The organism is Rhizobium sp. Leaf262, from assembly GCF_001422245.1.
Classification (GTDB): domain Bacteria; phylum Pseudomonadota; class Alphaproteobacteria; order Rhizobiales; family Rhizobiaceae; genus Agrobacterium.
The window spans coordinates 204,338-226,572 of sequence record NZ_LMMM01000021.1; the positions used below are offsets into that span (position 1 = coordinate 204,338).

Genomic DNA, 22,235 nt, shown 5'->3' on the forward strand with positions numbered 1-22,235 from the left:
TTCTATGGTCCGGCATCCACTGCCCGCATCCATGAGGAGAACCCATGATCCGCTTCATCAGACACATCGCGCTTGGTTGCGCTCTTTCGCTGCCCGTATTTGCGCTGGCCTCTCCGCCAGCCCAGGCTCAGGAAGCCGTCGTCAAGGCGCCTGACGCCGAAGCGCTGTTCACCAGCCCGGACCCGAAGCTCAATGCCAACAAGCAGGTGACCTACAAGATCATCCGCGATCTGCTGGAAGCCGGCCATTGGGACAAGGCGGATCAATATCTGACCGAGCGTTATATCCAGCACAATCCTAATGCCGCATCGGGCCGTGACGGTGTGATCAAGTTCTTCACCGAGGTGTTGAAAGTGCCGAAGAAGCCCATTCCGGACAAGATAAGCTCGCCCGTCGCTTTTGTGACCGCCGAGGGCGATCTGGTGACGGTTGGTTTCGTGCGTGAGGTCAAGGACCCGAAAGACCCGTCCAAGACCTACACGACGACATGGTTCGACACATGGCGTTTCGTGGATGGCAAGGCGGATGAGCATTGGGATTCCGCGCTCAAAGGCCAATGATCTATCCGCGTGGGCTGCGGCGGAGGGATTTTTCCACGCGCCGCAGCGCCAGCGACAGGCCGAGCGTCAGGATGAGGTAGATATAGGCGACGATGGAATAGGTTTCGAAAAACCGGAACGAGCCTGCCGCATAGACCTTGCCGAGCTGGGTGATATCCATGACGCCCAGCACGGAGACCAGCGAACTGTCCTTGACCATGGACACGAAATCATTGGAGAGCGGCGGGAAGATCGTGCGGATGGCCTGCGGAAAGGTGACGAGGCGAAAGCGCTGAAAGCGGTTGAGGCCAAGCGCCTTGGCGGCTTCGATCTGCCCCTCATCCACCGCCTCGATACCGGCGCGGAAGATTTCGGCGATGAAGGCGGCGTAGCAGATGGTCAGCGCCAGAATGGCCCGCCATGTCAGCGAAAAATCGCGCACCAGCATCGCTTCAACCCATCCGGCCTGAACGAGCGGGGTGATAACCCAGTTGAACAGGCTGACGAAGGCGGGTGCGCCGACGAAGGCGATATAGAACAGGACGACGAGAACGGGAATGCCACGCACCGTTTCGATATAGAAACGGGCAATCTGGCGCAGCACGAGCGTATCGGCCATGCCCATGATGGCGATGAGCAGACCCCAGAGCGAGGCGAGCGCGAAGGCCACCAGCGTGACGAAGACCGTCATGCCGATGCCCTTGATGACGGTGGCAAAGACCTGCGCGTAGATGCCGTTGACTGCAATGACCACGGCCAGCACCAGCCCGATGCCGACGAGCGCCACCAGCCACCATGGAAAATCATCCGTTGCGGTGGATCTGCGTCTCTGGCTCACACTGTCGTCTTTCCGTCATTGCCAGTCATGGACTTACTGGCCGAGTTTGTAGTCCAGAAACCACTTCTTATCGAGCGCGGTAAACGTGCCGTCCGCCTTCAGCGCGGCAATGGCGGCATTGACGGGCGCGACCAGATCAGAGCCCTTTTTGAAGATGAAGCCGAAATCATCGCCGCCCAAGGGGCCGCCGATCAGCTTCAGTGTGCCGCCGGACGCATCGACATAGCCTTTGCCAGCCACGCCATCCGTCAGAACCAGATCGACATCGCCGGTTTTCAGCGCCTGCACGGTGGCGCCGAAGGTTTCCATCAGTTTTACCCTCGGGTTCTGCTCATTGCCGTCGAGAATGTCGTAGACGGCGGTATAGAAAGGCGTGGTCCCGGCCTGCGCGCCGACCAGCCCCTTGTCGAAGGCGGCGAAGCTCTTGGCATCGGTAAAGCGCGTCTCATCGGCGCGCACCAGCATGAACATTTCCGAGCGCATATAGGGATTGGAGAAATCCACCTTCTGCTTGCGCTCGTCCTTGATGCTGATGCCGGTCATGCCGATGTCGTATTGCCCATCGGAGACGGCCTGGATCATCGCATCCCAGGATGTGTTCTGATACTCGACCTTGAAATTCAGCCGCTTGGCGATCTCGCCCATCGCATCATATTCCCAGCCGATTGCCTTGCCGGAGGCGGGGTCGACGAATTGGAGCGGCGGATAGGCATTTTCCGTGACCACGACCACGGTTTTGCCCTTCAGGTCCGGCAGGTCGGCTGCACGCGTGGCCATGGGAGAAAATAGTGCAACGGCAAAGGCTGTGATCAAGAAACGTCGGAACAATGTGCTTCTCCTGCTGGCAATGCAGTGAAAATGGCATGGTTCAACAGCTTGAGGCAAGGTATCCTGTTCCAACAATCGACCTTGCAATATCCGGTTCGTGCGCGAGAGCGAGCCCGGGAGAGCCGGGTCGCCTCATCATCAGCCAATCAGCAACTCGTCATCGTCAAGCTTCTGGCCGCGTATGTTGCGGAACATCTCGATGAGGTCTTCCACCTGCAGGCCCTTGCGGCTTTCTCCTGACACGTCAAGAACGATCTCGCCGGCATGCAGCATGATCGTGCGGTCACCGTAATCCAGCGCCTGTCGCATGGAATGCGTCACCATCAATGTCGTCAGCTTGCGCTCCTCGACATTTTTACGGGTCAGTTCCATGACGAATTCGGCCATGCCGGGGTCAAGCGCTGCCGTGTGCTCGTCCAGCAGAAGAACATCCGATCCGGCCAGCGTCGCCATTACAAGCGATACCGCCTGCCGTTGACCGCCTGACAAGAGGTCCATACGATCCTTCAGCCGATTTTCAAGACCAAGGCCAAGCGACGCAATACGCTCCTTGAAGAAGGCACGGCGTCCGCCACCCAGCGCTGGCAACAGGCCGCGCATCTTGCCCCGTGCTGCCGCCAGTGCCAGATTTTCCTCGATGCTGAGCGCGCCGCAGCTTCCCGCCAGCGGGTCCTGAAACACGCGAGCCACCTGCCCTGCGCGGTTTGCCGTCGGCTTGCGGGTCACGTCCACGCCACCGATGGTCACCTTGCCCACCGTCGGCAGAACATCACCCGCCAGCACGCCCAGCAGTGTGGATTTTCCAGCACCGTTGGAGCCGATGACGGTGACGAAGGAGCCGTCTTCGATGGTGAGGTCGATCTTTGCCAGCGCCTGCTTTTGCAGCGGCGTGCCGCGCCCGAAGATGACCTGAATATCGGAAAGCGAAATCATGATGTTGCTCCCCCACGGCGCAGACGCGGCAATATCAGCGCAACGGCAACCAGCACGGCGGTGACGAAATTGAGGTCGGAGGCCTTGAGGCCCAACACATCGCTGGACAGCGCCAGCTGGATCGCCAGGCGATAGGCGATGGAGCCGAGAACACAGCCGATCAGCGCAATCAGAATGCCGCGCGATCCAAACAGCGTTTCGCCGATGATGACGGCGGCCAGACCCACGACGATGGTGCCGACACCTGATGTCACATCGGCAAACCCGTTGGTCTGCGCAAACAGTGCGCCACCCAGCGCCACCAGCGCATTGGAAATCGCCATGCCGAGATAGATCTGGTTGCCCGTTTTCACACCTTGAGCCCGCGCCATCCGCGCATTGGCGCCGGTGGCACGCATGGCAAGGCCTGCATCGCTTTCCAGAAAGCGCCAGACAATGATGACGGCGATAACCACCAGCACGCCCACGAAAAGCGGGCGCAGCAGATATTCGGCAATGCCGAGACCGTAGAAGGGCTCGATCACCGTTTCCTGATTGAGCAGCGCGACATTCGGTTTTCCCATCACCCGCAGGTTCACGGAAAACAGCGCGATCATGGTCAGGATCGAGGCCAGAAGATTGAGGATTTTGAAGCGGACGTTCAAGACCGCTGTCACCAGACCGGCTGCCGCACCGGCAACCATGGCAATGGCCGTTGCAGCCCATGGGTTTAACCCCGCAACAATCAGCACCGCCGCCACGGCAGCGCCCAGCGGAAACGACCCATCGACGGTAAGATCGGGAAAGTCGAGCACGCGAAATGCGAGATAAACGCCGATAGCAACAAAGGCAAAAACAAGCCCCAGTTCAACGGCGCCCCAGAAGGCGATTTGGCTCACGGTAGAATTCCTTGGTTTGCGACCAACCACTCTTTCGTCATGCCCGGCCCCCGGATCAAGTCAGAGGATGTGAAGCATCTGCTGCCGTACAGTTTCCGTTGAACGAGGGTAGATCCTCGGGACAAGCCCGAGGATGACGAGAGGGTAGTTGGTCTTTTAGTCGATAATCTTCGTCGCACGCTTCGTCACGCTCTCGGGGAACGTCACGCCAGCCTTTTCAGCAGCCTTCTTGTTCAGGACGAGATCGGTGCCGACAGCAACGGTCGCCGGAATGTCGCCGGGCTTTTCACCCTTCAGAATGCGAACGACAACCGCACCCGTCTGCTTGCCCACGTCGAAATAGTTGAAGCCGAGAGCGGCAACAGCACCACGGGCAACGGAATCCGTATCGGCAGCAAACAGCGGAATCTTGGCTTCCGAGGCGACGCTGGCGGCGGCTTCGAAGGCCGACACGATGGTGTTATCCGTGGGCACGTAGATCACGTCAGCCTTGCCCACCAGAGCGCGGGTCGCGCCCTGCACTTCGGCAGATTTGGTGGCGACGGATTCAACGACCGTCAGACCGGCCTTTGCGGCCTCTGTCTTCAGAAGCTCCAGCGTCGAAACGGAGTTGGCTTCGGCGGAATTGTAAATGTAGCCAACGGTCTTGGCATTGGGAGCGATTTTCTTGATCAGCGCCAGATGCTCGTTGACGGGCAGCGCGTCGGAAAGACCGGTGACGTTGCGGCCGGGCTTGTCCATGGACTTGATCAGCTGTGCGCCGACGGGGTCGGAAACGGCGGTGAAGACGATGGGGATATCGCGTGTTGCGGAAACGACGGCCTGTGCGGAGGGTGTGGAGATCGGAACGATGACGTCGGGCGCATCACCGACGAACTGTCGGGCGATCTGAGAAGCGGTGCCGGGGTTACCCTGTGCGGACTGGTAGACGAATTTCAGGTTCTCGCCTTCCTTATATCCGGCATCGGCAAGAGCCTGCTTCACGCCGTCGCGGGCGGCGTCGAGTGCAGGATGCTCGACAATGGCGGTGACGGCAACCGTCACATCTTGCGCCTTTACGGGCAAGGCCAGGGCTGATGCAGCGGCGAGCGCCAGAACGAGTGCGCGCATGGGATATTCCTCCGATTGTTTCGCTTGTCGTGGCCCTCTTTAAGAAAGGGTTAAAACGAAATCAATCGCACAATGCCGAACTCATCGATCAATTGTTTTTCTTGATCAGTCGTCCGCGCCGTGATTGGCGATCATCATCGCCTCGAAAGCCATGCGTTCGGTCTTGCGCATACGCTCAGATTCCGACTTCAACTGGCCGCAGGCCGCCAGAATATCGCGCCCACGCGGGGTGCGGATCGGCGAGGCATAACCGGCCTGATTGATGAAGTCGGCGAATTTCTCGATCTGCGCCCATTCCGAGCACTGGTAGTTTGTGCCGGGCCATGGGTTGAAGGGGATGAGGTTGATCTTGGCAGGCACGCCCTTCAGAAGCTGCGTCAGCATCTTGGCGTCTTCCAGACTGTCGTTGACGTCTTTCAGCATCACATATTCGAAGGTGATACGGCGGGCATTCGACAGGCCGGGATAATTGCGACAGGCCTCGATCAGCTCTTTCAGCGGATATTTCTTGTTGATCGGCACCAGCATATCGCGCAGCTCGTCGCGCACGGCATGCAGCGAGATGGCCAGCATCACGCCGATTTCGTCACCCGTGCGGAAAATTTCCGGCACGACACCCGATGTGGACAGCGTCACGCGGCGCTTGGACAGCGACAAGCCATCGCCATCGGTCGCGATCAGCAATGCGGTCTTCACATGCTCGAAATTATAAAGCGGTTCGCCCATGCCCATCATGACGATGTTGGAAACCTTGCGGCCTTCGGCTGGCATGATGGTGCCCTGCGGTGCTTCGCGATCGGGAAAATCCCCCAGACGGTCGCGGGCGACCAGAAGCTGAGCCAGAATTTCCTCTGCCGTCAGGTTGCGCACCAGTCTCTGGGTGCCGGTGTGACAGAAGGAGCAGGTGAGCGAACAGCCGACCTGGCTGGAAATGCACAGCGTGCCGCGACCTTCTTCGGGAATATAGACCGTTTCAATTTCAACGGGACGCCCGGCACCGCGCGGCGGAAAGCGCATCAGCCATTTGCGGGTGCCGTCGTTGGACACCTGCTCCTCGACGATCTCGGGACGCGCAATGGTAAAATGGACTTTCAGCTTTTCGCGCAGGTCCTTGGCCACATTGGTCATGTGGTCGAAGTCGGAGACGCCACGCACATAAAGCCAGTTCCACAACTGGCTGACGCGCATCTTGATCTGCTTTGGCGCAACGCCGACATCCAGCAGCGCATCGCCCATCTCCTCGCGGGTGATACCGATCAGCGAGGGTTTGTCGGCCATCAGATCCTTGTTGGCGACCATTGGTGCCTTGATCGCCAGACCGGCAGTTGCTTCCAGTACGGACATCGTCTGTATCCCATCAGCCATTGCAGAGCGAAACCGGCCCGAAAACGAGGCGGAACATCATCTGCATGTCGAGAAAAATCCACAAGGCAAGGCGCGTGTTTCGCGTCCGCCTGTTTTGTTGACGGGCCTTTAACATCAAAAAGGCCCAAACGCAAATGGCCGGTCATCGACCGGCCATTGGAAAAGATCGACAGAAAGGCGTTACTTGCAGCGTTCGATCTGCTTCAGCGCAGCCGAAATACCCGACAGCGAATAGGAGTAGGAGGTTGCCGTGCCACGGGCGGAGGTCGCCTTGACTGTCATCGATTTGCCCACCTTCATCGCAGCCACGAGCGCAGGTTCCTCGGCGGCATTTTCGACCCAGGCAGCCTTGTCCTTGGTAAACATCACGAAATTCTTGCTGTCGATGGTGACGTTGACCTTGGAGCCTTCACGAAGGCTGTATCCGACCATGGCCTGAGGCTCATAGGAGATGTTCTGTCCCGGGCGCTGGGAAACGATGAAGAAAATGTCGCCGTGGTCGACGCTGGTCGGTTCCTTGGCGGTTGGAATGGACAGAACATAGCAAACGGTGCTGTTACCCGACTTGTACGAATAGGCACCCCAAGCATTGAACTGCTGGATGCGCGTGGGCGACTGTGCAGATGCTATGCCGACACTTGTCAGCAAAATGGCGACTGCGGTTGCTACACTTCTTACAAACATAGAATTTCCTGCCGGGTTATTGTCTTCCAGTTGGCCGAACGGCTACGCCGGGCCGATGCTAGGTGAAGTCCGTCATCTTGATATTGGCTAAAGATCGGTTACCAAACCGTCAACGCTGACGCTAAAACTTGAGATTTGCATCATCGTGTAACAGATAAGCGTCTCCCAGCGCCAGCGAAGCAAACACGAACCGTGGTTGCATCTCCAGCACTGACACAAGAATTCAGGCAAGAATTTGTCAGCCAACGGCAGCATCGCCAACACGGCATCACAGAGCCGTTACTCTGTCTTGAGGGCGTCGATTGCGGCGTCTGCAGCCTCGTAATGTTCCATTCTGATGTGGGCGCGCACCATGGCGAGCGCAGCCGTCAGAACGGCAATATCGTCCGTAAAACCGATGACGGCAAACACGTCTGGAACCACGTCCATCGGCATGATGAAGTAGCCCAACGCGGCCAGAAGCACACCTTTTGCGCGAAACGGCGTGTTGCGGTCCGTCGCGCAGTAATAGGCCGCAACCGCATCGCGCGCGAACGGCACCTTGCTCATCACGCGCTTCATTTTCGGCCAGAACTTGGCGCGAACCTCATGCTCGCGTTCCTCCTGCTTGTCGGGCTCGCCGGGCAGCAGGATTTCACCAATTTTCACGTCATCCATCGTCGTGTGTCCTTTGGTCATGGAAGATTATATAGGGGGTAAGCCCTTTCATTCAATCGCTTCGGCCTGCCGCTGCTTTTTGCATCGCGTTGGCCAGAAGGACGTCTCGCTCGGTAATGCCCTGGGAATCATGCGTCGTCAGGCAAACTTTCACGCGCGAATAGACATTCGACCACTCGGGGTGATGGTTCAGTTTCTCGGCAGACAGCGCGCACTCCGCCATGAAACCGAAGGCTTCGGCGAAATTGGCGAATTTGAAGGTCCTGACGATTGCGAGCCCGTCTTCGCGCAAGGCCCATCCCTTCAAATCGGCCAGTTCGCGATCGATGGCATCTTTGTCGAGTTTGGGATATTTCATGGATGTCATCCTTTTTCGGGGCTATGGATTCATGAAACGCACAGCGGTCCTGTTTGTTTGCATGGGAAATATCTGCCGCTCGCCACTGGCGGAAGGCATATTCTCTCACATCCTCGCTGCACGGCAAATGCAGGACCGGTTTTTCGTCGATTCTGCAGGCACCGGCGGCTGGCATGCGGGTGACGCGCCGGATCCTCGCTCCATCGACACGGCCCGCCGGCACGGCATCGATATCTCCACTCAGATTGCCCGTCAGTTTCGACAGGAGGATTTCGAGATATTCGATCTTATCCTCGCCATGGATGAGAAAAACCTCGCCCATCTTCGTACGCTGGCGTCCGATCCACAGATGCAAAAGCTGCACCTGTTTTCAGACTACGCAGACGGCCGGCGGGAGAATGTTCCCGACCCCTATTACGGCACGGGAGACGGCTTCGAGACCGTCTACAACATGCTCTTGGCGGGGTGCATGTCCATGCTCGAAAAGATCGAGACGGGGCGGGCCTCATGAAGTGGGAAGGCCTCCTCCACGATATAAGGACCGCCCCCGACCGATTCCTTTGACGACATCAGCACGAAGCGCCCGACCGTAAAGGTGGAGGTCCTAAAATCGCCGCGCCCGGACAGGTAATGCACGACATCATCCAGCCTTGAGCTTCTCAGCCGGGCGAGTGTGACATGAGGCGTGAATTTGCGCGGGTCCGGCGGCAGTCCCAGTCGCTGGCAGATCCGCTCTATCTCGCCCTGCAAGGCACTCATTTCCGCAGAGGGCGAGACACCTGCCCAGATCGAGTGAGGCTTTTTGGAGCCGAAGGAGCCGATCCCCGTGAGGTTGATCTGGAATTCAGGCCTCTCGATCCGATCGAGCCTGTTGACGACCTCATCGGCCGTACGATTATCGATATCGCCTATGAAGCGTAAAGTGATGTGATAATTCTCCACATCAATCCACCGGGCACCCGGCAGACCACCGCGCAACAATGAGAGGCTCATGGCCGCATTGCGCGGAATTTCGAGGGCGGTAAACAGTCTCGGCATGGCGAGCTCCCCGAATCTTTTGGCAGAACATGTACAGCGAATCATGCAACGCAGTCTGGCGCAAGCGCTTATTTTTTTTGCGCACCGATAGTGTTTATGAAGTCTTCCACCGTGGGCAGGGATTTCTCCACCATCACGGCTATACCCTTGGTATTCGGATGCATTTTATCCTCCAGCTGCAGGGACTGGTCGAGTACGACACCATCGAGAAAAAACGGATAGAGAGGCAAGCCATGCTTTTGTGCAAGGCTTGGATAGATGGCATTGAAGCGGTCGGCAAAGTCTCCACCCATGTTCGGCGGGGCCATGATGCCAATCAGCAGAACGGGAATCTTGCGCTTTTGGAATCCGGAAATGATGGCATCGAGGTTCTTTTCGGTTTCTTCGGGAGCGATTCCGCGCAGCGCGTCATTGGCACCGAGTTCCAGGATGACCCCATCCGTTCCGTCGGGTACGGACCATTCCGCCCGCGCAAGTCCGCCGGCGCTGGTATCACCCGACACCCCCGCATTGGCGATGGACACATTGACGCCCTTCGCTTTCAACGCCGTTTCGAGTTGGGCTGTGTAACTGTCTGACGGTGGCAGCTGGTAACCGGCCATCAGACTGTCCCCGAGACCCACCAGTTGCACGGGCTTGTCCTGCGCCTGAACCGAGAAAGCACCAAGCGCGGTTGCGCAGATGACGATGAATTGAGCGGCAACGGCTTTAAATCGCATGATGGCATTCCTAATTTGACAGGCAGTGACGGGACCATCCGATATGTCAGACTGCCCTTATCCTTCATATAGGAACGCGAATTGTGACGAAAAGCATCATCGATCTGAATAAAGCCGATCTCACTCTGGGCAGTGCCGCCGCTTCCGTCCATGTTTTGAAAAAGATCGATCTGAGCATCGCAGAAAGCGAAGCCGTCGGTATCGTCGGGCCTTCCGGCTCGGGAAAATCGACACTTCTGATGGTTCTGGCCGGGCTGGAGCGTCTGGACAGCGGCGAGATCACGATTGCTGGAACGCCCCTCCACAAGCTTGGCGAAGACGCATTGGCGGAATTTCGCGGCAAGAATATCGGCATCGTCTTCCAGTCTTTCCACCTTATTGCGAACATGACGGCACTTGAAAACGTCGCTGTCCCGCTGGAGCTCGCAAACATCGCCAATGCTTTCGAGATCGCGAAGAAGGAATTGGTCGCAGTCGGGCTGGGAGAAAGGCTCAATCATTACCCAGGCCAACTTTCGGGCGGTGAACAGCAGCGTGTGGCCATTGCCCGTGCGCTGGCCCCCTCGCCTGCCGTGCTGATTGCCGATGAGCCCACCGGCAATCTCGATACAGACACAGGCAAGCAGATCGCAGATCTGCTCTTCGCAAAGCAGGCGGAACGCGACATGACCATGATCCTCGTCACGCACGATATTTCCCTTGCAGCGCGATGCTCGCGCCAGATCAGGGTTCGCTCCGGCACCATCGAAGGCGATAGTGCAGCCCCGGCAGAAAAACAGGCGGTTTCCGCGTGATGGGGGCGTTGCCGTCGGCGCTCAACATCCGCAATGCGCTACGTCTCGCGCGGCGGGAGATACGCGGCGGACTGGGCGGATTTTACATTTTCCTCGCCTGTATCGCCTTGGGTACCGGTGCCATCGCGGCGGTCAACTCCGTGTCTCGTGCCGTCACCAGTTCAATTGCGACACAAGGCCAGTCCATTTTAGCAGGCGACGTGCGCTTCGAGTTGCGCAATCGCGAAGCCTCTGATGACGAGCGCGCCTATATGGACAGTCTCGGTCAGGTCGCAGTTTCCTCCGGCCTGCGCTCCATGGCACGCCTTGCCGATGGATCCCGGCAAACGCTCGCCGAAGTGAAAGCGGTCGACGGCGCATACCCGCTTTACGGCACCTTCGAAGCGGAACCGGCTGCCCCCCTTTCCCAACTCTTGGCAAAACAGGGCGATACCTATGGTGCGGTCGCCGCGCCTCTCCTTCTGGAACGGCTGGGAATTAAGATTGGCGACGAGTTGCTGCTCGGCAATGTCCGCCTCAAGCTGTCTGCCACCGTCGCCACCGAGCCGGATGCCCTCTCGGATGGATTCGGCTTTGCACCGCGTCTGATGATCAGCCGTGATGCGCTCTTTGCTTCCGGCCTCGTGCAGGCGGGAAGTCTGGTGGAGCACGCCTACAAGATTCGCCTCATTGATCCCGCCAAGCGCGCGACGATCACAGATGCGACGAACAATGAACTGCCCAATGCTGGCTGGTCCATTCGCACCAGTGACCGCGCCGCGCCGTCGCTGACCGAAAACGTCAACCGTTTTTCCCAGTTCCTGACACTTGTCGGGCTCACGGCCCTTATTGTCGGCGGTGTCGGTGTCGCCAATGCCGTGCGTGCCTTTCTGGATTCCAAACGTACAACGATTGCGTCTTTGAAATGCCTTGGCGCGCCTGCCAGCGTCGTCACGATGACCTATCTGTTTCAGATCGCGTTCATCGCATTGATCGGGGTATTGATCGGCCTTGTGCTAGGCGCCATCGCACCTCTGGTGGCGATGCGTTTTTTGGAAGGCGTTCTGCCGGTACCCCAGGGCCTTGCCATCTACCCCGCCGCACTGGGTCTGGCGGCCATCTTCGGACTTCTGACAACGCTTGCTTTTGCCATCCTTCCCCTGGGACAGGCACGCGAAGTGCCTGCGACGGCATTGTTTCGCGAGCAGGGGTTTGAAGAGAACCGCTTGCCGTCATGGCCCTATCTTCTTGCCACGGCTTTCCTCCTGGCAGCGCTGGCAGCTTTGGCCATTTTCTCTGCCGAACAGCGTTTTATCGCTTCCGTCTTTCTGGGTGCCGTCGCCTTTGCCTTCATCGTGCTGCGACTGGTGGCCTGGGGCATCAAGGCATTGGCGAAAAGAAGCCCGCGCGTTCACTCCGCCGCGCTGCGTCTGGCCATTGGCAATATCCACCGCCCCGGCGCCCTGACGCCATCGGTCGTTCTGTCGCTCGGCCTTGGGCTGACATTGCTCGTCACCTTGACCTTGATCGATGGCAACCTCCGCCGCGAACTGACTGGAAGCCTGCCCGAGCGCGCACCCAATTTCTTCTTCGTCGATATTCAAAGTGCCGACCGCGACGGTTTTCGCGGCCTACTGGAAAAGCAGGCGCCCGAGGGCGTGCTGACCGAGGTGCCCATGCTGCGCGGGCGCATCCTTGCGCTCAATGGCCAGGACGTGACCAAGATGGACGTTCCTGCTGCCGGCCGCTGGGTGCTTCGGGGAGATCGCGGTATTACCTATTCGCAGGACATTCCCGAAAATGCCAAGCTCTCGCAGGGCACATGGTGGGAAAAGGATTACAGTGGCGAACCGCTCGTGTCCTTTGCCAGCGAGGAGGCGGGTGAGCTCGGTCTCAAGATCGGCGACAGCGTCACCATCAACGTTCTGGGACGCAACATCACCGCGAAGATCGCCAATCTGCGCGACGTGCAGTGGGAGTCTCTCTCCCTCAATTTCGTCATGGTCTTCTCCCCCAACACCTTCCGGGGTGCGCCACATGCCTGGCTGGCAACCCTGTCGGACCCATCGGCGACGCCCGCAAAAGAAGGCGAAATCCTTCGCAGCGTCACCAACGCTTACCCAACCATCACCACGGTTCGGGTCAAGGATGCTCTTGACGTGGTCAACCGGCTCGTCGATCAGCTCGCCACCGCAATCCGGGCTGCCGCAGCCGTTGCGCTGATTGCGTCCGTTCTGGTGCTTGCCGGTGCGCTTGCAGCGGGCAACCGTGCCCGCACCCATGACGCGGTCATATTGAAGACCCTGGGCGGCACACGCATGATGCTGATCCGGGCCTTCTCCTATGAATACGTCATACTCGGATTGGCCACCGCTGTCTTCGCGCTGCTGGCAGGTGGGGTATCGGCCTGGTTCGTCATCGCCCGCATCATGAAGCTTCCTTCAATCTTCCTGCCCGATGTTGCCATAACAACAATCGTCGTCGCGCTGGTCATGACCGTGGGCATCGGCCTCATCGGCACCTGGCGCATTCTGGGACAGAAGGCGGCTCCGGCGCTAAGGCAGGCTGGTGAATAAACCAGGAAAGTTGTGCACGACATAACTTTAGCGTTCAATCCCGGCAAACGATCTCTAAAATGTTATCGCTTTTCGCGCATACGGTGTTTTTTCGTTTTTTGAAGCTCTTGTAACTGAAACGCGATACCCTCATATTCTTCGATAGGCTTGCTGTAGCTCCGCAGCGGCGCCTGGGATATAGTCGTGATGACGGTCATATCCCGACACCGTAGAAATTTCGGAGCTCATAAGAGGAAACAATGGCTGATTTTAACAATTACCAGAACCGCATGGCCCAGGGCCGTGTCCAGTCTGGCGCGATGATCGACGAAGGTCTTCGCACCTACATGCTGAAGGTCTACAACCTGATGGCTCTTGCGCTGGTCATTACCGGCGTGGCGTCGTTCGGTACCTACACTCTGGCGGTTTCCAACCCGGCCGTCGCACAGGCACTTTATCAGTCGCCGCTGCGCTGGGTCATCATGTTCGCACCGCTGGCTCTGGTGTTCTTCCTGAGCTTCCGTATTCAGAAGATGAGCGTACCGGCCGCGCAGGCAACCTTCTGGGGTTATGCCGCGCTGATGGGTATTTCTCTGTCCTCGATCTTCCTGGTCTTCACCGGCCAGAGCATCGTCCAGACGTTCTTCATCACGGCTGCTTCGTTTGGTGCCCTGTCGCTTTACGGCTACACCACCAAGAAGGACCTATCCGGCATGGGCTCGTTCCTGATCATGGGTCTGTTCGGCCTAATCATCGCGTCCATCGTCAACATCTTCCTTCAGTCGTCTGCCATGGGCTTTGCGATCTCCGCCATCGGCGTGCTGATCTTCGCGGGTCTGACAGCCTATGACACGCAGAAGATCAAGGAAATGTATTTCGATGGTGACGACGTCGCCGTGGCTGGTCGCAAGGCCATCATGGGTGCGCTGACGCTGTACCTCGACTTCATCAACCTGTTCATGTTCATGCTGCAGTTTCTCGGAAACCGCGACGACTGATCAGGTTTGAAATGAATATGCAAAAGGCGGCTCTCGGGCCGCCTTTTTTGTTGTCCGCTTTGCTGGAATCGAATCAATTCACTCAATCAGCTTGAGAACCTTGTCGAAGACCTTCAGGACCTGCGGCAGGTCGTGCCCACGCTTCAGAATACGGCCATTGACATTGACGACGCTGAAAGCGCCCTGCTTTGCAGCAAGCTTGGGGTTCTTTTCGATCCGGAACAGCGGCATTTCGCCGGAACGCTTGAAGACGGAAAAAACGGCCTTGTCCTTCAGATGATCAATGGCGTAATCGCGCCATTCACCCTCACCCACCATGCGCCCGTAAATACGAAGTATCGCATCCAGCTCCCGACGATGAAAGGTGATCGGAAGAGGATCCTTGCTCTGCTTATATTCCCGAAGGTCGATGACGGAAGAGCTGTCTCTATGGGATGAAGCTGCACGCTGCAAATCCGGCTGATCGGTCATCAGGCAACCTCGCTCAACTGCGAATGACATTTTCACGACAGTCTGCCGCCGCTGACACCAAATTGCAAGTCTCGCATGGGGCGCAGAAAAACGCGCGCGCTGGTAATAATTTGGGCAGGCGCTACATCTGAAATTGCCCTATTTCGGTCAAACCATGGCCCGAATTGGGTGGAATATTGCTGAAGTCAATTGATGCCTAGGCACCAAGATGACCCGGTCCGGTGCATTGACCCTTTACCCCCAGCCCCCAATGCCCGGATCGGATCTCCCCGCTTTCAGCGGACGACTTACCCCCCCGATGTCAGCAACACACTCGCGCCTATGATGGCAGCAGGGTTTCCCTGTGCATCCGTCGTTTGCAGCAGCACCGCGCAGCCACCATCCTTGGCCTTGCTCATGATGCTGGCTGGCAGTTTGACCGTCATGGATTTTCCATCCCACATGCCGACTGTCTGCACGTCATAGACGCTGTGCCAATAGGAAATCTTCTTTCCCTGGTTATCGCCCTTCTGGACATCGACGATCTGTTCGCGATTGAAATAGGCAACGACCACATCGGCCTTGCCATGTCCCTGTCCGATATCGATCGCAATTTCATCGTTGAGCCGCTGCGCCTTTACCGGAACGCTTAAGCCCTCGCCTGCCTTCTTGAACGCGTCGAGGCGATTATAGATGGCCTGCGTATCAGCGCCCTTCACGTGGTCGCGACCGTTTACCACCGCCTGTGGCGTGTAGACATTGTTGCGGCCAAGAGCCCGCGCATATCCATATTGGCGTTCGGTATTCTCCTTAGACGCCAGCGAATCCGCCCAGCCCAGATAATTCCAGTAATCGACGTGATAGGACAGTCCCACGACGTCACCCTTCTGGATCAGCTTTCGCAACGCTTCGTCCGCAGGCGGGCATGACGCGCACCCTTGAGAGGTGAACAGTTCAACGACGCCCTTCAATTGTTCCTGCGCCTGAGCGGATGCCGCCGCCAGCGCACCCAGTGTGCACAGCGCGAGACCGAATGTAAGAGGCCCGTATTTCAGAGACATTGCAAGAACCTTTGTCTGGACGCCAATCCAGACCATTGATGCTATCAATAAATGTCAGGACGCAGGCGGAAAATAGCGCCAGAGCCCCCTCAATAGAAAGTAACGATGGGGTGAGTGCCGATCACGAAGCACTCTGCACCCAGATACCTCATCCTTCAACGCAAAAACGCCGGGAGTGCTCCCGGCGTTTTCATGTGTGACGAAGACCAGCTTATGCAGCCAGATCGCGAAGAACGGTCTGCAGAATGCCGCCATTGTTCATATAGATCACTTCATCCAGCGTATCGATGCGGCAAAGGATCGGAATTTCCTTCACGGTGCCGTCGCCATAGGTGATCTTGGCGATCTTCTTCTCGCGTGGCTTGATGTCGCCTTCGAGACCGTCGATCTCGACCGTTTCATCGCCTTTGAGGTTGAGGCTTGCCCATGTCGTGCCTTCTTCGAAGACGAACGGGACAACGCCCATGCCGACGAGGTTGGAACGGTGGATACGCTCGAAGGACTGCGCGATGACGGCCTTGACGCCGAGCAGGTTGGTGCCCTTGGCAGCCCAGTCACGCGAAGAGCCGTTGCCGTATTCCACGCCTGCGAAGATGACGAGCGGAACGCCTTCGGCCTTGTACTGCATGGCCGCATCGTAAATCGACATCTCTTCCTTGGACGGATAGTGGATGGTGTAGCCACCTTCCTTGCCGTTTGGCCCAAGCATGTGGTTGCGAATACGGATGTTGGCGAAGGTGCCGCGCATCATCACTTCATGGTTGCCACGGCGTGTGCCGTACTGGTTGAAGTCGGCAACGCCCACGCCATTGTCGGTCAGGTATGCACCGGCAGGGGACGCAGCCTTGATCGAACCGGCCGGAGAAATATGGTCGGTGGTGATCTTGTCGCCGAAGAGACCGAGAACGCGTGCGCCCTTGATGTTCTTGAGGCCCGTGCCGGTCTTGCCCATGCCCACGAAGTAAGGCGGGTTCTGGACGTAGGTCGACTTGTCGTCCCAGGCATAGGTCTGGCCCGGAGGAACCTGAACGGCCTGCCAGTTCTCATCACCCTTGAATACGTCGGCATATTTGGACTCGTAGAGTTCACGCGTGACGTATTTCAGGATGAATTCCTGAATTTCCGCAGATGTCGGCCAGATATCCTTGAGGAATACAGGCTGTCCATCGGAACCCGTACCAAGCGGCTCCGTCGTCAGGTCCTTCTGAACCGTACCGGCCAGAGCATAGGCAACGACGAGCGGCGGAGAAGCGAGGTAGTTCGCCTGAACGTCCGGCGAGATACGGCCTTCGAAGTTACGGTTGCCGGAGAGAACGCCAGCGGTGATCAGACCCTTGTCGTTGATGGTCTTGGAGATCGGCGCAGGCAGCGGACCGGAGTTGCCGATGCAGGTCGTGCAGCCGAAGCCGACGAGGTTGAAGCCGATGGCATCCAGATCCTTCTGCAGACCGGACTTTTCCAGATATTCGCCAACGACCTGAGATCCCGGTGCGAGCGACGTCTTGACCCAAGGCTTGGATTTCAGACCCTTGGCAACCGCGTTGCGGGCCAGAAGTCCGGCAGCAATCAGAACCGATGGGTTGGACGTGTTGGTGCACGAGGTGATAGCAGCAATCGCAACGTCACCATGGCCAAGATCGAAAGCTTCGCCTTCAACCGCATAACGCGTGTCGAGCTGGCCGGGCTTCTTGTAGTCGTTTTCGAGCGCAGTCGCGAAGTTCGGTGCGATGGTTTCGAGCGGCAGACGGCCTTCAGGACGCTTTGGACCAGCCATGGATGGCACGACGTCGCCGAGGTCGAGTTCCAGCGTGTCGGTGAAGACGAGGTCGGAGCCGTCGCCGGTACGCCACATGTCCTGCGCCTTGGAATAGGCTTCGACCAGCGCGATGCGGTCCTTGGTGCGGCCAGACATGGTCAGGTAGTTGATGGTTTCGCCATCAACCGGGAAGAAGCCGCAGGTCGCGCCGTATTCCGGACCCATGTTGCCAATGGTGGCGCGGTCGGCCAGCGTCATCGAATCAAGACCGGGGCCGAAGAATTCAACGAACTTGGACACGACGCCCTTCTTGCGCAGCATCTGAACGACTGTCAGCACGAGGTCGGTGGCGGTGACGCCTTCCTTGACCTTGCCCGTCAGCTTGAAGCCGATGACTTCAGGCAGAAGCATGGAAACCGGCTGGCCAAGCATGGCTGCTTCGGCTTCGATACCGCCAACGCCCCAGCCCAGAACGCCCAGACCATTGATCATGGTCGTGTGGCTGTCGGTGCCGACGCAGGTGTCTGGGTAGGCGATGGTTTCGCCGTCTTCTTCCTTTGTCCAGACGGTCTGGCCAAGATATTCGAGGTTCACCTGGTGACAGATGCCGGTGCCGGGCGGAACGACGCGGAAGTTCTTGAACGCCTGCTGGCCCCACTTCAGGAAGCGGTAACGCTCGCCGTTGCGCTCATATTCCAGCTCCACGTTGCGGGCAAACGCTGTCGGCGTGCCGAATTCATCAACGATAACAGAGTGGTCGATGACCAGATCGACGGGAACGAGAGGGTTGATCTTTTCAGGATCGCCACCCAGAGCCACCATCGCATCGCGCATGGCGGCAAGGTCGACCACGGCTGGAACGCCGGTGAAGTCCTGCATCAGAACGCGGGCAGGGCGGTAGGCGATTTCGTTTTCGACGCGGCCCTTGTTGTTCAGCCATTCGGCAACGGCCGTGATGTGCTCCTTCGTAACGGTCTGGCCGTCTTCGAAGCGCAGCAGGTTCTCAAGCAGAACCTTCATCGAGTAGGGGAGCTTGGAAACGCCTGTCAGGCCGTTCGCTTCCGCCTTCGGCAGGCTGAAATAAACATAGTCCTTACCATCGACGGTAAGAACGGAGCGACAATTGAAACTGTCGAGAGATTTAGCCACGGATAGAAACCCCGCTTCCTCTGATAGCCAACACGCGCGTGCGGACCCCTGTGCAAAGTGTGCACATCAGGATGCGGGTACGGTCATTTCCGCTGTCCGCACGAGAGGGATGTTTTCACACCCTTCAGGTCCGGCGCTATATGATGATCACGCCGACCGCTGGCGTGGTTGAAAGTCATATAGATAATTTCATCGAAACGTGCCAGACCGGAAAAAGACCTAAATCGATTTTTTTGTCATCGAGATGATTAAAATCTTAAACGAGATGATCCCATGCTGCTGACAGCAGAAAATCTTTCCGCCCGCCGTGGGGAAGATTTGATATTCATGAATGTTTCCTTCAAGTTAACGAGCGGGCAGGCGCTGGTGCTGACGGGGCCGAACGGGTCGGGAAAGTCCACGCTTTTACGCGTTCTTGCGGGACTTTTTCGACCGGAAACAGGCAGCGTAAAGATAGCCGGCGAAGGGATCGAAACCGGCACGCAGGCCAGCGAAGCCAGCCACTATCTCGGCCACCGCAACGCCATGAAACAGGAATTGAGCGTGTTCGAAAATCTCTCCTTCTGGAAAGATTTTTTGGGTGATTTCAACGGAGGTGCGTCGCTGACTATCGAAGAGGCGGCGGAAACTGTCGGCCTCTCGGGAATCACGCATCTCCCGTTCGGTTATCTCTCGGCAGGCCAGCAACGCCGATTCGCCATGGCAAAACTTCTGGTCTCCTGGCGGCCGGTCTGGATATTGGACGAACCGACGGCGGCACTGGATGCGAGCGCGGATGTGATGTTTACCGGGTTGGTGAAGGCGCATCTTGCTCGTGGCGGCATTGTCGTGGCTGCGACGCATCAACCGCTTGGGTTGGAGACTGCGCAGGAGTTGCGGATGACGGGGTTTGCTGGGGTGGAGATAGCGTGGTGATCGTCGAGTATGCCGCTACCCCCCTCTGCCCTGCCGGGCATCTCCCCCACAAGGAGGGAGATCGACTCGCGGCGACCTTTCGGCCATCTCTCGCGTCGAGAGTGAAGTGGTGTCAGAGCGCCCAGCCGATCTCCCTCCTTGTGGGGGAGATGCCCGGCAGGGCAGAGGGGGGTAGCCACACCCACTGCGTCCAGACCATCCCCTTCAAACCCCATAAAGGCGGCACCACATGACCGCCCTCTTCCTCCGAGACCTCAAACTCTCCATCCGCGCGGGCGGCGGGGCGCTGATCGGCGTCCTCTTCTTCATGACCGTCGTCGCCGTCATCCCCTTCGGTGTTGGCCCTGACCTCAATCTGCTGTCGCGCATCGGCCCGGCAATCGTCTGGATCGGCGCGCTTCTCGCAGCCCTTCTCGGCCTCGACCGTCTGTTTCAGGCCGAACGCGACGATGGCTCGCTCGATCTTATTCTGATGCAGGAAAACCCGCTGGTGCTGACGGTTCTGGTGAAATGCCTCGCGCATTGGACCGCCACCAGCCTGCCGCTGGTCATCGCCTCACCGCTGCTGGGCCTGTTCATGAATATGAGCGAGGTTGCCATCGGCGCTGTCATGCTGACGCTTCTCGTCGGCTCACCTGCGCTGACCTTCATCGGGGCCGTGGGTGCGGCGGTGGCCGTGGCTCTGCCACGCGGCGGATTGCTTGTATCGATCCTCGTTCTGCCGCTCTGCATCCCGGTACTGATCTTCGGTGTCAGCGCGTCCTACGCCGCCGTGCAGGACCCCGCTCCCTTCATGCCGCCATTCCTGATCCTAATCGCCATCACGCTTTTTTCATCGGTCGTCGGTCCGTTCTTTGCCGCTTTGGCATTGCGCAGTTCGATGGATTGATAAGGATCAATTGCGGCCATCACGCTCTCGCTGTAGAAAGACGCCATGAACGATACGAGCCTCGCCATTACCAAATTCAGCGATCTTGCCAACCCGACGCGGTTTTTGGCATTGGCCACTCGCATTCTGCCGTGGCTGGCGGGGCTGTCGGCACTCTGTCTCGCCGTCGGTCTCTATCTGGCCTTTACGACAGATAGCGATTACCAGCAGGGCAACACGGTGCGCATCATGTATGTGCATGTGCCCGCCGCCTGGCTGTCGATGATGTGTTACACCGTCATGGCGGCATCGGCCATTGGCACACTGGTCTGGCGTCATCCGCTGGCCGATGTCGCCCACCGGTCCGCCGCGCCCATCGGTGCCGCCTTTACGCTGATCGCGCTCGTTACCGGCTCGCTGTGGGGCAAGCCTATGTGGGGCACATGGTGGGTGTGGGATGCCAGACTGACCTCCGTCTTCATCCTGTTTCTGATGTATCTTGGCCTCATCGCCTTCAACAAGGCCATGGACGATCCTTCAAAGGCTGCCCGCGTAAGCGCGGTGCTGATCCTCGTCGGATTCGTCAACATCCCCATCATCAAGTTCTCGGTTGAATGGTGGAACACATTGCACCAGCCTGCCAGCGTCATTCGCATGAATGGCCCGGCCATTGCATCGGAGTTTCTCTGGCCGCTGCTCATCATGGCGCTCGGCTTTACGCTTTTGTTCTTTACCCTTCACATCGCTGCCATGCGCAATGAAATCTGGCGCAGACGCATTGCGGCCCAACGCCGTCTGGCTGCCCGCATGGCAAGCCGGGAGAGTGCCAAGCCATGAGCCACGCTTTTTATATCGGCATGTCCTATGGACTGACCGGCCTGATCGTCGTCGCCCTTATCGCCTGGGTCTGGTTGGATGGCAGCGCCCGAAAGCGTGAACTGGCGCAATTGGAAGCCTCCGGCATCCGCCGCCGTGCGCGCCCTGCCCCATCCGACGGAGCATCCGCATGACGAAGGATAGTCAGATCGCGCCCGCCTCTTCGGGCAAAAAGGCACGCGTGCTTCTTGCGCTTTTGCCCTTGCTCGCCTTCGCAGGCTTTGCCGCCATCGCCGCCAAGATGCTGTATGAGCAGGATGTGAATGGGCTGGATGTCAGCGCCATTCCATCTGCGCTGATCAACACCAAGGCGCCATCGCTGGCACTGCCGCCGCTGGAGGGCTCCGGCCTTCCCGGGCTCACCGATGCGGTCATCAAAGACAAGGTGACGCTGGTCAATGTCTTTGCCTCGTGGTGCGTGCCGTGCCGTCAGGAACATCCGATGCTGAAGGAAATATCGAAGGACGAGCGGCTGAATGTCGTCGGCATCAATTACAAGGACAAGTCGGACAACGCACTGCGTTTCCTCGGCGAACTCGGTAATCCCTACGACGCCATCGGTATCGATCCGAATGGCAAAGCTGCCATCGACTGGGGTGTCTATGGCATTCCCGAAACCTATCTGGTCGGCAAAGACGGCACCATCGTCTACAAAAAGGTCGGCCCTATCGATGCCGCCACCTATGAGCGCGACCTTATACCGGCGATCGAAAGAGCGATCGCAGGCGACTGAGCCTTAGAGCGTTTCCTTGTTAAATGGAGACGTTCTGCCGGAGCAGATTTTCGCCAGGACAAAGGCGATTGGCGAAGGGCATACCCCACGGTACGGTCGAGCCGATCGCCTTTGTCCTGGCGGAAATTTCCATTTAACAAGGAAACGCTCTAGT

Annotated in this window: 24 protein-coding genes; 10 read left to right on the plus strand and 14 right to left on the minus strand. The window is 58.2% G+C overall.

The features are described 5' to 3' along the window. The first annotated feature begins 44 nt into the window (after positions 1-44). The gene (locus tag ASF29_RS22990; RefSeq protein ID WP_082453713.1) at positions 45-560 is read left to right on the plus strand and encodes a nuclear transport factor 2 family protein; all 516 of its coding nucleotides are present in this window, start codon (positions 45-47) and stop codon (positions 558-560) included. 1 nt (position 561) lies between these two features. Here the strand turns inward: ASF29_RS22990 and ASF29_RS22995 are convergent, their stop codons facing one another. The 9 genes from ASF29_RS22995 to ASF29_RS23035 form a co-directional block, all read right to left on the minus strand. After that, positions 562-1,377 carry an amino acid ABC transporter permease gene (locus ASF29_RS22995; protein WP_062452994.1) on the minus strand — a complete coding sequence of 272 codons (816 nt, stop codon included), beginning with the start codon at positions 1,375-1,377 and terminating at the stop codon, positions 562-564. A gap of 33 nt (positions 1,378-1,410) precedes the next feature. After that, positions 1,411-2,154, minus strand: a complete 744-nt coding sequence (locus ASF29_RS23000) for a transporter substrate-binding domain-containing protein (RefSeq protein ID WP_062453146.1) — start codon at positions 2,152-2,154, stop codon at positions 1,411-1,413. 189 nt (positions 2,155-2,343) lie between these two features. After that, positions 2,344-3,138 carry an ABC transporter ATP-binding protein gene (locus tag ASF29_RS23005; protein WP_062452995.1) on the minus strand — a complete coding sequence of 265 codons (795 nt, stop codon included), beginning with the start codon at positions 3,136-3,138 and terminating at the stop codon, positions 2,344-2,346. Beyond that, a complete protein-coding gene (locus ASF29_RS23010) occupies positions 3,135-4,016 on the minus strand; it encodes an ABC transporter permease (protein WP_062452996.1) in 882 nt (293 codons plus the stop codon). The genes ASF29_RS23005 and ASF29_RS23010 overlap by 4 nt, the downstream gene beginning before the upstream one ends. Positions 4,017-4,172: 156 nt before the next feature. Continuing rightward, positions 4,173-5,126 carry an ABC transporter substrate-binding protein gene (locus ASF29_RS23015; protein WP_062452997.1) on the minus strand — a complete coding sequence of 318 codons (954 nt, stop codon included), beginning with the start codon at positions 5,124-5,126 and terminating at the stop codon, positions 4,173-4,175. Positions 5,127-5,231: 105 nt separating this feature from the next. Next, positions 5,232-6,425 carry a 23S rRNA (adenine(2503)-C(2))-methyltransferase RlmN gene (rlmN, locus tag ASF29_RS23020; protein ID WP_200925570.1) on the minus strand — a complete coding sequence of 398 codons (1,194 nt, stop codon included), beginning with the start codon at positions 6,423-6,425 and terminating at the stop codon, positions 5,232-5,234. 246 nt (positions 6,426-6,671) lie between these two features. Continuing rightward, positions 6,672-7,175 carry an invasion associated locus B family protein gene (locus ASF29_RS23025; RefSeq protein WP_062452999.1) on the minus strand — a complete coding sequence of 168 codons (504 nt, stop codon included), beginning with the start codon at positions 7,173-7,175 and terminating at the stop codon, positions 6,672-6,674. Positions 7,176-7,454: 279 nt separating this feature from the next. Next, on the minus strand, positions 7,455-7,832 hold the full coding sequence (locus ASF29_RS23030; protein WP_062453147.1) for a YkvA family protein: 378 nt from the start codon (positions 7,830-7,832) through the stop codon (positions 7,455-7,457). A 52-nt stretch (positions 7,833-7,884) separates the two neighbouring features. After that, positions 7,885-8,190: a 4a-hydroxytetrahydrobiopterin dehydratase gene (locus ASF29_RS23035; protein ID WP_062453000.1), complete on the minus strand. Its 306-nt coding sequence runs from the start codon at positions 8,188-8,190 to the stop codon at positions 7,885-7,887. 31 nt (positions 8,191-8,221) lie between these two features. Between ASF29_RS23035 and ASF29_RS23040 the strand changes: the two genes are divergently transcribed. After that, complete coding sequence (locus tag ASF29_RS23040; protein WP_062453148.1) at positions 8,222-8,701, plus strand: low molecular weight protein-tyrosine-phosphatase; 480 nt, start codon at positions 8,222-8,224, stop codon at positions 8,699-8,701. Here ASF29_RS23040 and thpR read toward each other — a convergent pair. Continuing rightward, positions 8,635-9,228, minus strand: a complete 594-nt coding sequence (gene thpR, locus ASF29_RS24220; RefSeq protein ID WP_082453715.1) for an RNA 2',3'-cyclic phosphodiesterase — start codon at positions 9,226-9,228, stop codon at positions 8,635-8,637. The two genes, ASF29_RS23040 and thpR, sit on opposite strands and share 67 nt — an antisense overlap. Before the next feature lie 68 nt (positions 9,229-9,296). Beyond that, a complete protein-coding gene (locus ASF29_RS23045; RefSeq protein ID WP_062453001.1) occupies positions 9,297-9,947 on the minus strand; it encodes an arylesterase in 651 nt (216 codons plus the stop codon). Between the two features lie 83 nt (positions 9,948-10,030). Here ASF29_RS23045 and ASF29_RS23050 point away from each other — a divergent pair, with 83 nt between their 5' ends. The 3 genes from ASF29_RS23050 to ASF29_RS23060 all read left to right on the plus strand — a co-directional run bounded on the left by ASF29_RS23050 (position 10,031) and on the right by ASF29_RS23060 (position 14,273). After that, positions 10,031-10,741 (plus strand): ABC transporter ATP-binding protein, encoded by a 711-nt coding sequence (locus ASF29_RS23050; protein ID WP_062453002.1) that lies wholly within the window; start codon positions 10,031-10,033, stop codon positions 10,739-10,741. Then, positions 10,741-13,296, plus strand: a complete 2,556-nt coding sequence (locus ASF29_RS23055) for an ABC transporter permease (protein ID WP_062453003.1) — start codon at positions 10,741-10,743, stop codon at positions 13,294-13,296. The genes ASF29_RS23050 and ASF29_RS23055 overlap by 1 nt, the downstream gene beginning before the upstream one ends. Before the next feature lie 239 nt (positions 13,297-13,535). Continuing rightward, positions 13,536-14,273 carry a Bax inhibitor-1/YccA family protein gene (locus ASF29_RS23060; protein WP_062453004.1) on the plus strand — a complete coding sequence of 246 codons (738 nt, stop codon included), beginning with the start codon at positions 13,536-13,538 and terminating at the stop codon, positions 14,271-14,273. Positions 14,274-14,351: 78 nt separating this feature from the next. Here ASF29_RS23060 and ASF29_RS23065 read toward each other — a convergent pair whose 3' ends face one another. The 3 genes from ASF29_RS23065 to acnA all read right to left on the minus strand — a co-directional run bounded on the left by ASF29_RS23065 (position 14,352) and on the right by acnA (position 18,689). Then, the gene (locus tag ASF29_RS23065; protein ID WP_062453005.1) at positions 14,352-14,744 is read right to left on the minus strand and encodes a DUF2794 domain-containing protein; all 393 of its coding nucleotides are present in this window, start codon (positions 14,742-14,744) and stop codon (positions 14,352-14,354) included. Between the two features lie 287 nt (positions 14,745-15,031). Beyond that, positions 15,032-15,784: a thioredoxin family protein gene (locus ASF29_RS23070; RefSeq protein ID WP_062453149.1), complete on the minus strand. Its 753-nt coding sequence runs from the start codon at positions 15,782-15,784 to the stop codon at positions 15,032-15,034. A gap of 211 nt (positions 15,785-15,995) precedes the next feature. After that, positions 15,996-18,689 (minus strand): aconitate hydratase AcnA, encoded by a 2,694-nt coding sequence (acnA, locus tag ASF29_RS23075; protein ID WP_062453006.1) that lies wholly within the window; start codon positions 18,687-18,689, stop codon positions 15,996-15,998. Between the two features lie 273 nt (positions 18,690-18,962). On the opposite strand from acnA, the gene ccmA reads away from it, so the two are divergent. The 5 genes from ccmA to ASF29_RS23105 all read left to right on the plus strand — a co-directional run bounded on the left by ccmA (position 18,963) and on the right by ASF29_RS23105 (position 22,081). Further along, positions 18,963-19,604, plus strand: coding sequence for a heme ABC exporter ATP-binding protein CcmA (gene ccmA / locus ASF29_RS23080; protein ID WP_062453007.1), 642 nt, complete (start codon positions 18,963-18,965; stop codon positions 19,602-19,604). A gap of 229 nt (positions 19,605-19,833) precedes the next feature. Then, complete coding sequence (ccmB, locus tag ASF29_RS23090; protein WP_062453009.1) at positions 19,834-20,493, plus strand: heme exporter protein CcmB; 660 nt, start codon at positions 19,834-19,836, stop codon at positions 20,491-20,493. A gap of 45 nt (positions 20,494-20,538) precedes the next feature. Further along, positions 20,539-21,309, plus strand: a complete 771-nt coding sequence (locus tag ASF29_RS23095; RefSeq protein WP_062453010.1) for a heme ABC transporter permease — start codon at positions 20,539-20,541, stop codon at positions 21,307-21,309. Then, complete coding sequence (gene ccmD / locus ASF29_RS23100; RefSeq protein ID WP_062453011.1) at positions 21,306-21,482, plus strand: heme exporter protein CcmD; 177 nt, start codon at positions 21,306-21,308, stop codon at positions 21,480-21,482. The genes ASF29_RS23095 and ccmD overlap by 4 nt, the downstream gene beginning before the upstream one ends. Next, the gene (locus tag ASF29_RS23105; RefSeq protein ID WP_062453012.1) at positions 21,479-22,081 is read left to right on the plus strand and encodes a DsbE family thiol:disulfide interchange protein; all 603 of its coding nucleotides are present in this window, start codon (positions 21,479-21,481) and stop codon (positions 22,079-22,081) included. Before ccmD ends, ASF29_RS23105 begins: the two co-directional genes overlap by 4 nt. The last annotated feature ends 154 nt before the right edge of the window (positions 22,082-22,235 follow it).

Bases quoted from the DNA above. Each gene is read 5' to 3' on its own strand.
- ASF29_RS22990 (WP_082453713.1), top strand. From the start codon at position 45: ATGATCCGCTTCATCAGACACATCGCGCTTGGTTGCGCTCTTTCGCTG.
- ASF29_RS23000 (WP_062453146.1), bottom strand. From the start codon at position 2,154: ATGGCCACGCGTGCAGCCGACCTGCCGGACCTGAAGGGCAAAACCGTG.
- ASF29_RS23005 (WP_062452995.1), bottom strand. From the start codon at position 3,138: ATGATTTCGCTTTCCGATATTCAGGTCATCTTCGGGCGCGGCACGCCG.
- ASF29_RS23015 (WP_062452997.1), bottom strand. From the start codon at position 5,126: ATGCGCGCACTCGTTCTGGCGCTCGCCGCTGCATCAGCCCTGGCCTTG.
- rlmN (WP_200925570.1), bottom strand. From the start codon at position 6,425: ATGGTCGCCAACAAGGATCTGATGGCCGACAAACCCTCGCTGATCGGT.
- ASF29_RS23025 (WP_062452999.1), bottom strand. From the start codon at position 7,175: ATGTTTGTAAGAAGTGTAGCAACCGCAGTCGCCATTTTGCTGACAAGT.
- ASF29_RS23030 (WP_062453147.1), bottom strand. From the start codon at position 7,832: ATGGATGACGTGAAAATTGGTGAAATCCTGCTGCCCGGCGAGCCCGAC.
- ASF29_RS23035 (WP_062453000.1), bottom strand. From the start codon at position 8,190: ATGAAATATCCCAAACTCGACAAAGATGCCATCGATCGCGAACTGGCC.
- ASF29_RS23040 (WP_062453148.1), top strand. From the start codon at position 8,222: ATGAAACGCACAGCGGTCCTGTTTGTTTGCATGGGAAATATCTGCCGC.
- thpR (WP_082453715.1), bottom strand. From the start codon at position 9,228: ATGCCGAGACTGTTTACCGCCCTCGAAATTCCGCGCAATGCGGCCATG.
- ASF29_RS23045 (WP_062453001.1), bottom strand. From the start codon at position 9,947: ATGCGATTTAAAGCCGTTGCCGCTCAATTCATCGTCATCTGCGCAACC.
- ASF29_RS23055 (WP_062453003.1), top strand. From the start codon at position 10,741: ATGGGGGCGTTGCCGTCGGCGCTCAACATCCGCAATGCGCTACGTCTC.
- ASF29_RS23060 (WP_062453004.1), top strand. From the start codon at position 13,536: ATGGCTGATTTTAACAATTACCAGAACCGCATGGCCCAGGGCCGTGTC.
- ASF29_RS23065 (WP_062453005.1), bottom strand. From the start codon at position 14,744: ATGACCGATCAGCCGGATTTGCAGCGTGCAGCTTCATCCCATAGAGAC.
- ASF29_RS23070 (WP_062453149.1), bottom strand. From the start codon at position 15,784: ATGTCTCTGAAATACGGGCCTCTTACATTCGGTCTCGCGCTGTGCACA.
- ccmA (WP_062453007.1), top strand. From the start codon at position 18,963: ATGCTGCTGACAGCAGAAAATCTTTCCGCCCGCCGTGGGGAAGATTTG.
- ccmB (WP_062453009.1), top strand. From the start codon at position 19,834: ATGACCGCCCTCTTCCTCCGAGACCTCAAACTCTCCATCCGCGCGGGC.
- ASF29_RS23095 (WP_062453010.1), top strand. From the start codon at position 20,539: ATGAACGATACGAGCCTCGCCATTACCAAATTCAGCGATCTTGCCAAC.
- ccmD (WP_062453011.1), top strand. From the start codon at position 21,306: ATGAGCCACGCTTTTTATATCGGCATGTCCTATGGACTGACCGGCCTG.
- ASF29_RS23105 (WP_062453012.1), top strand. From the start codon at position 21,479: ATGACGAAGGATAGTCAGATCGCGCCCGCCTCTTCGGGCAAAAAGGCA.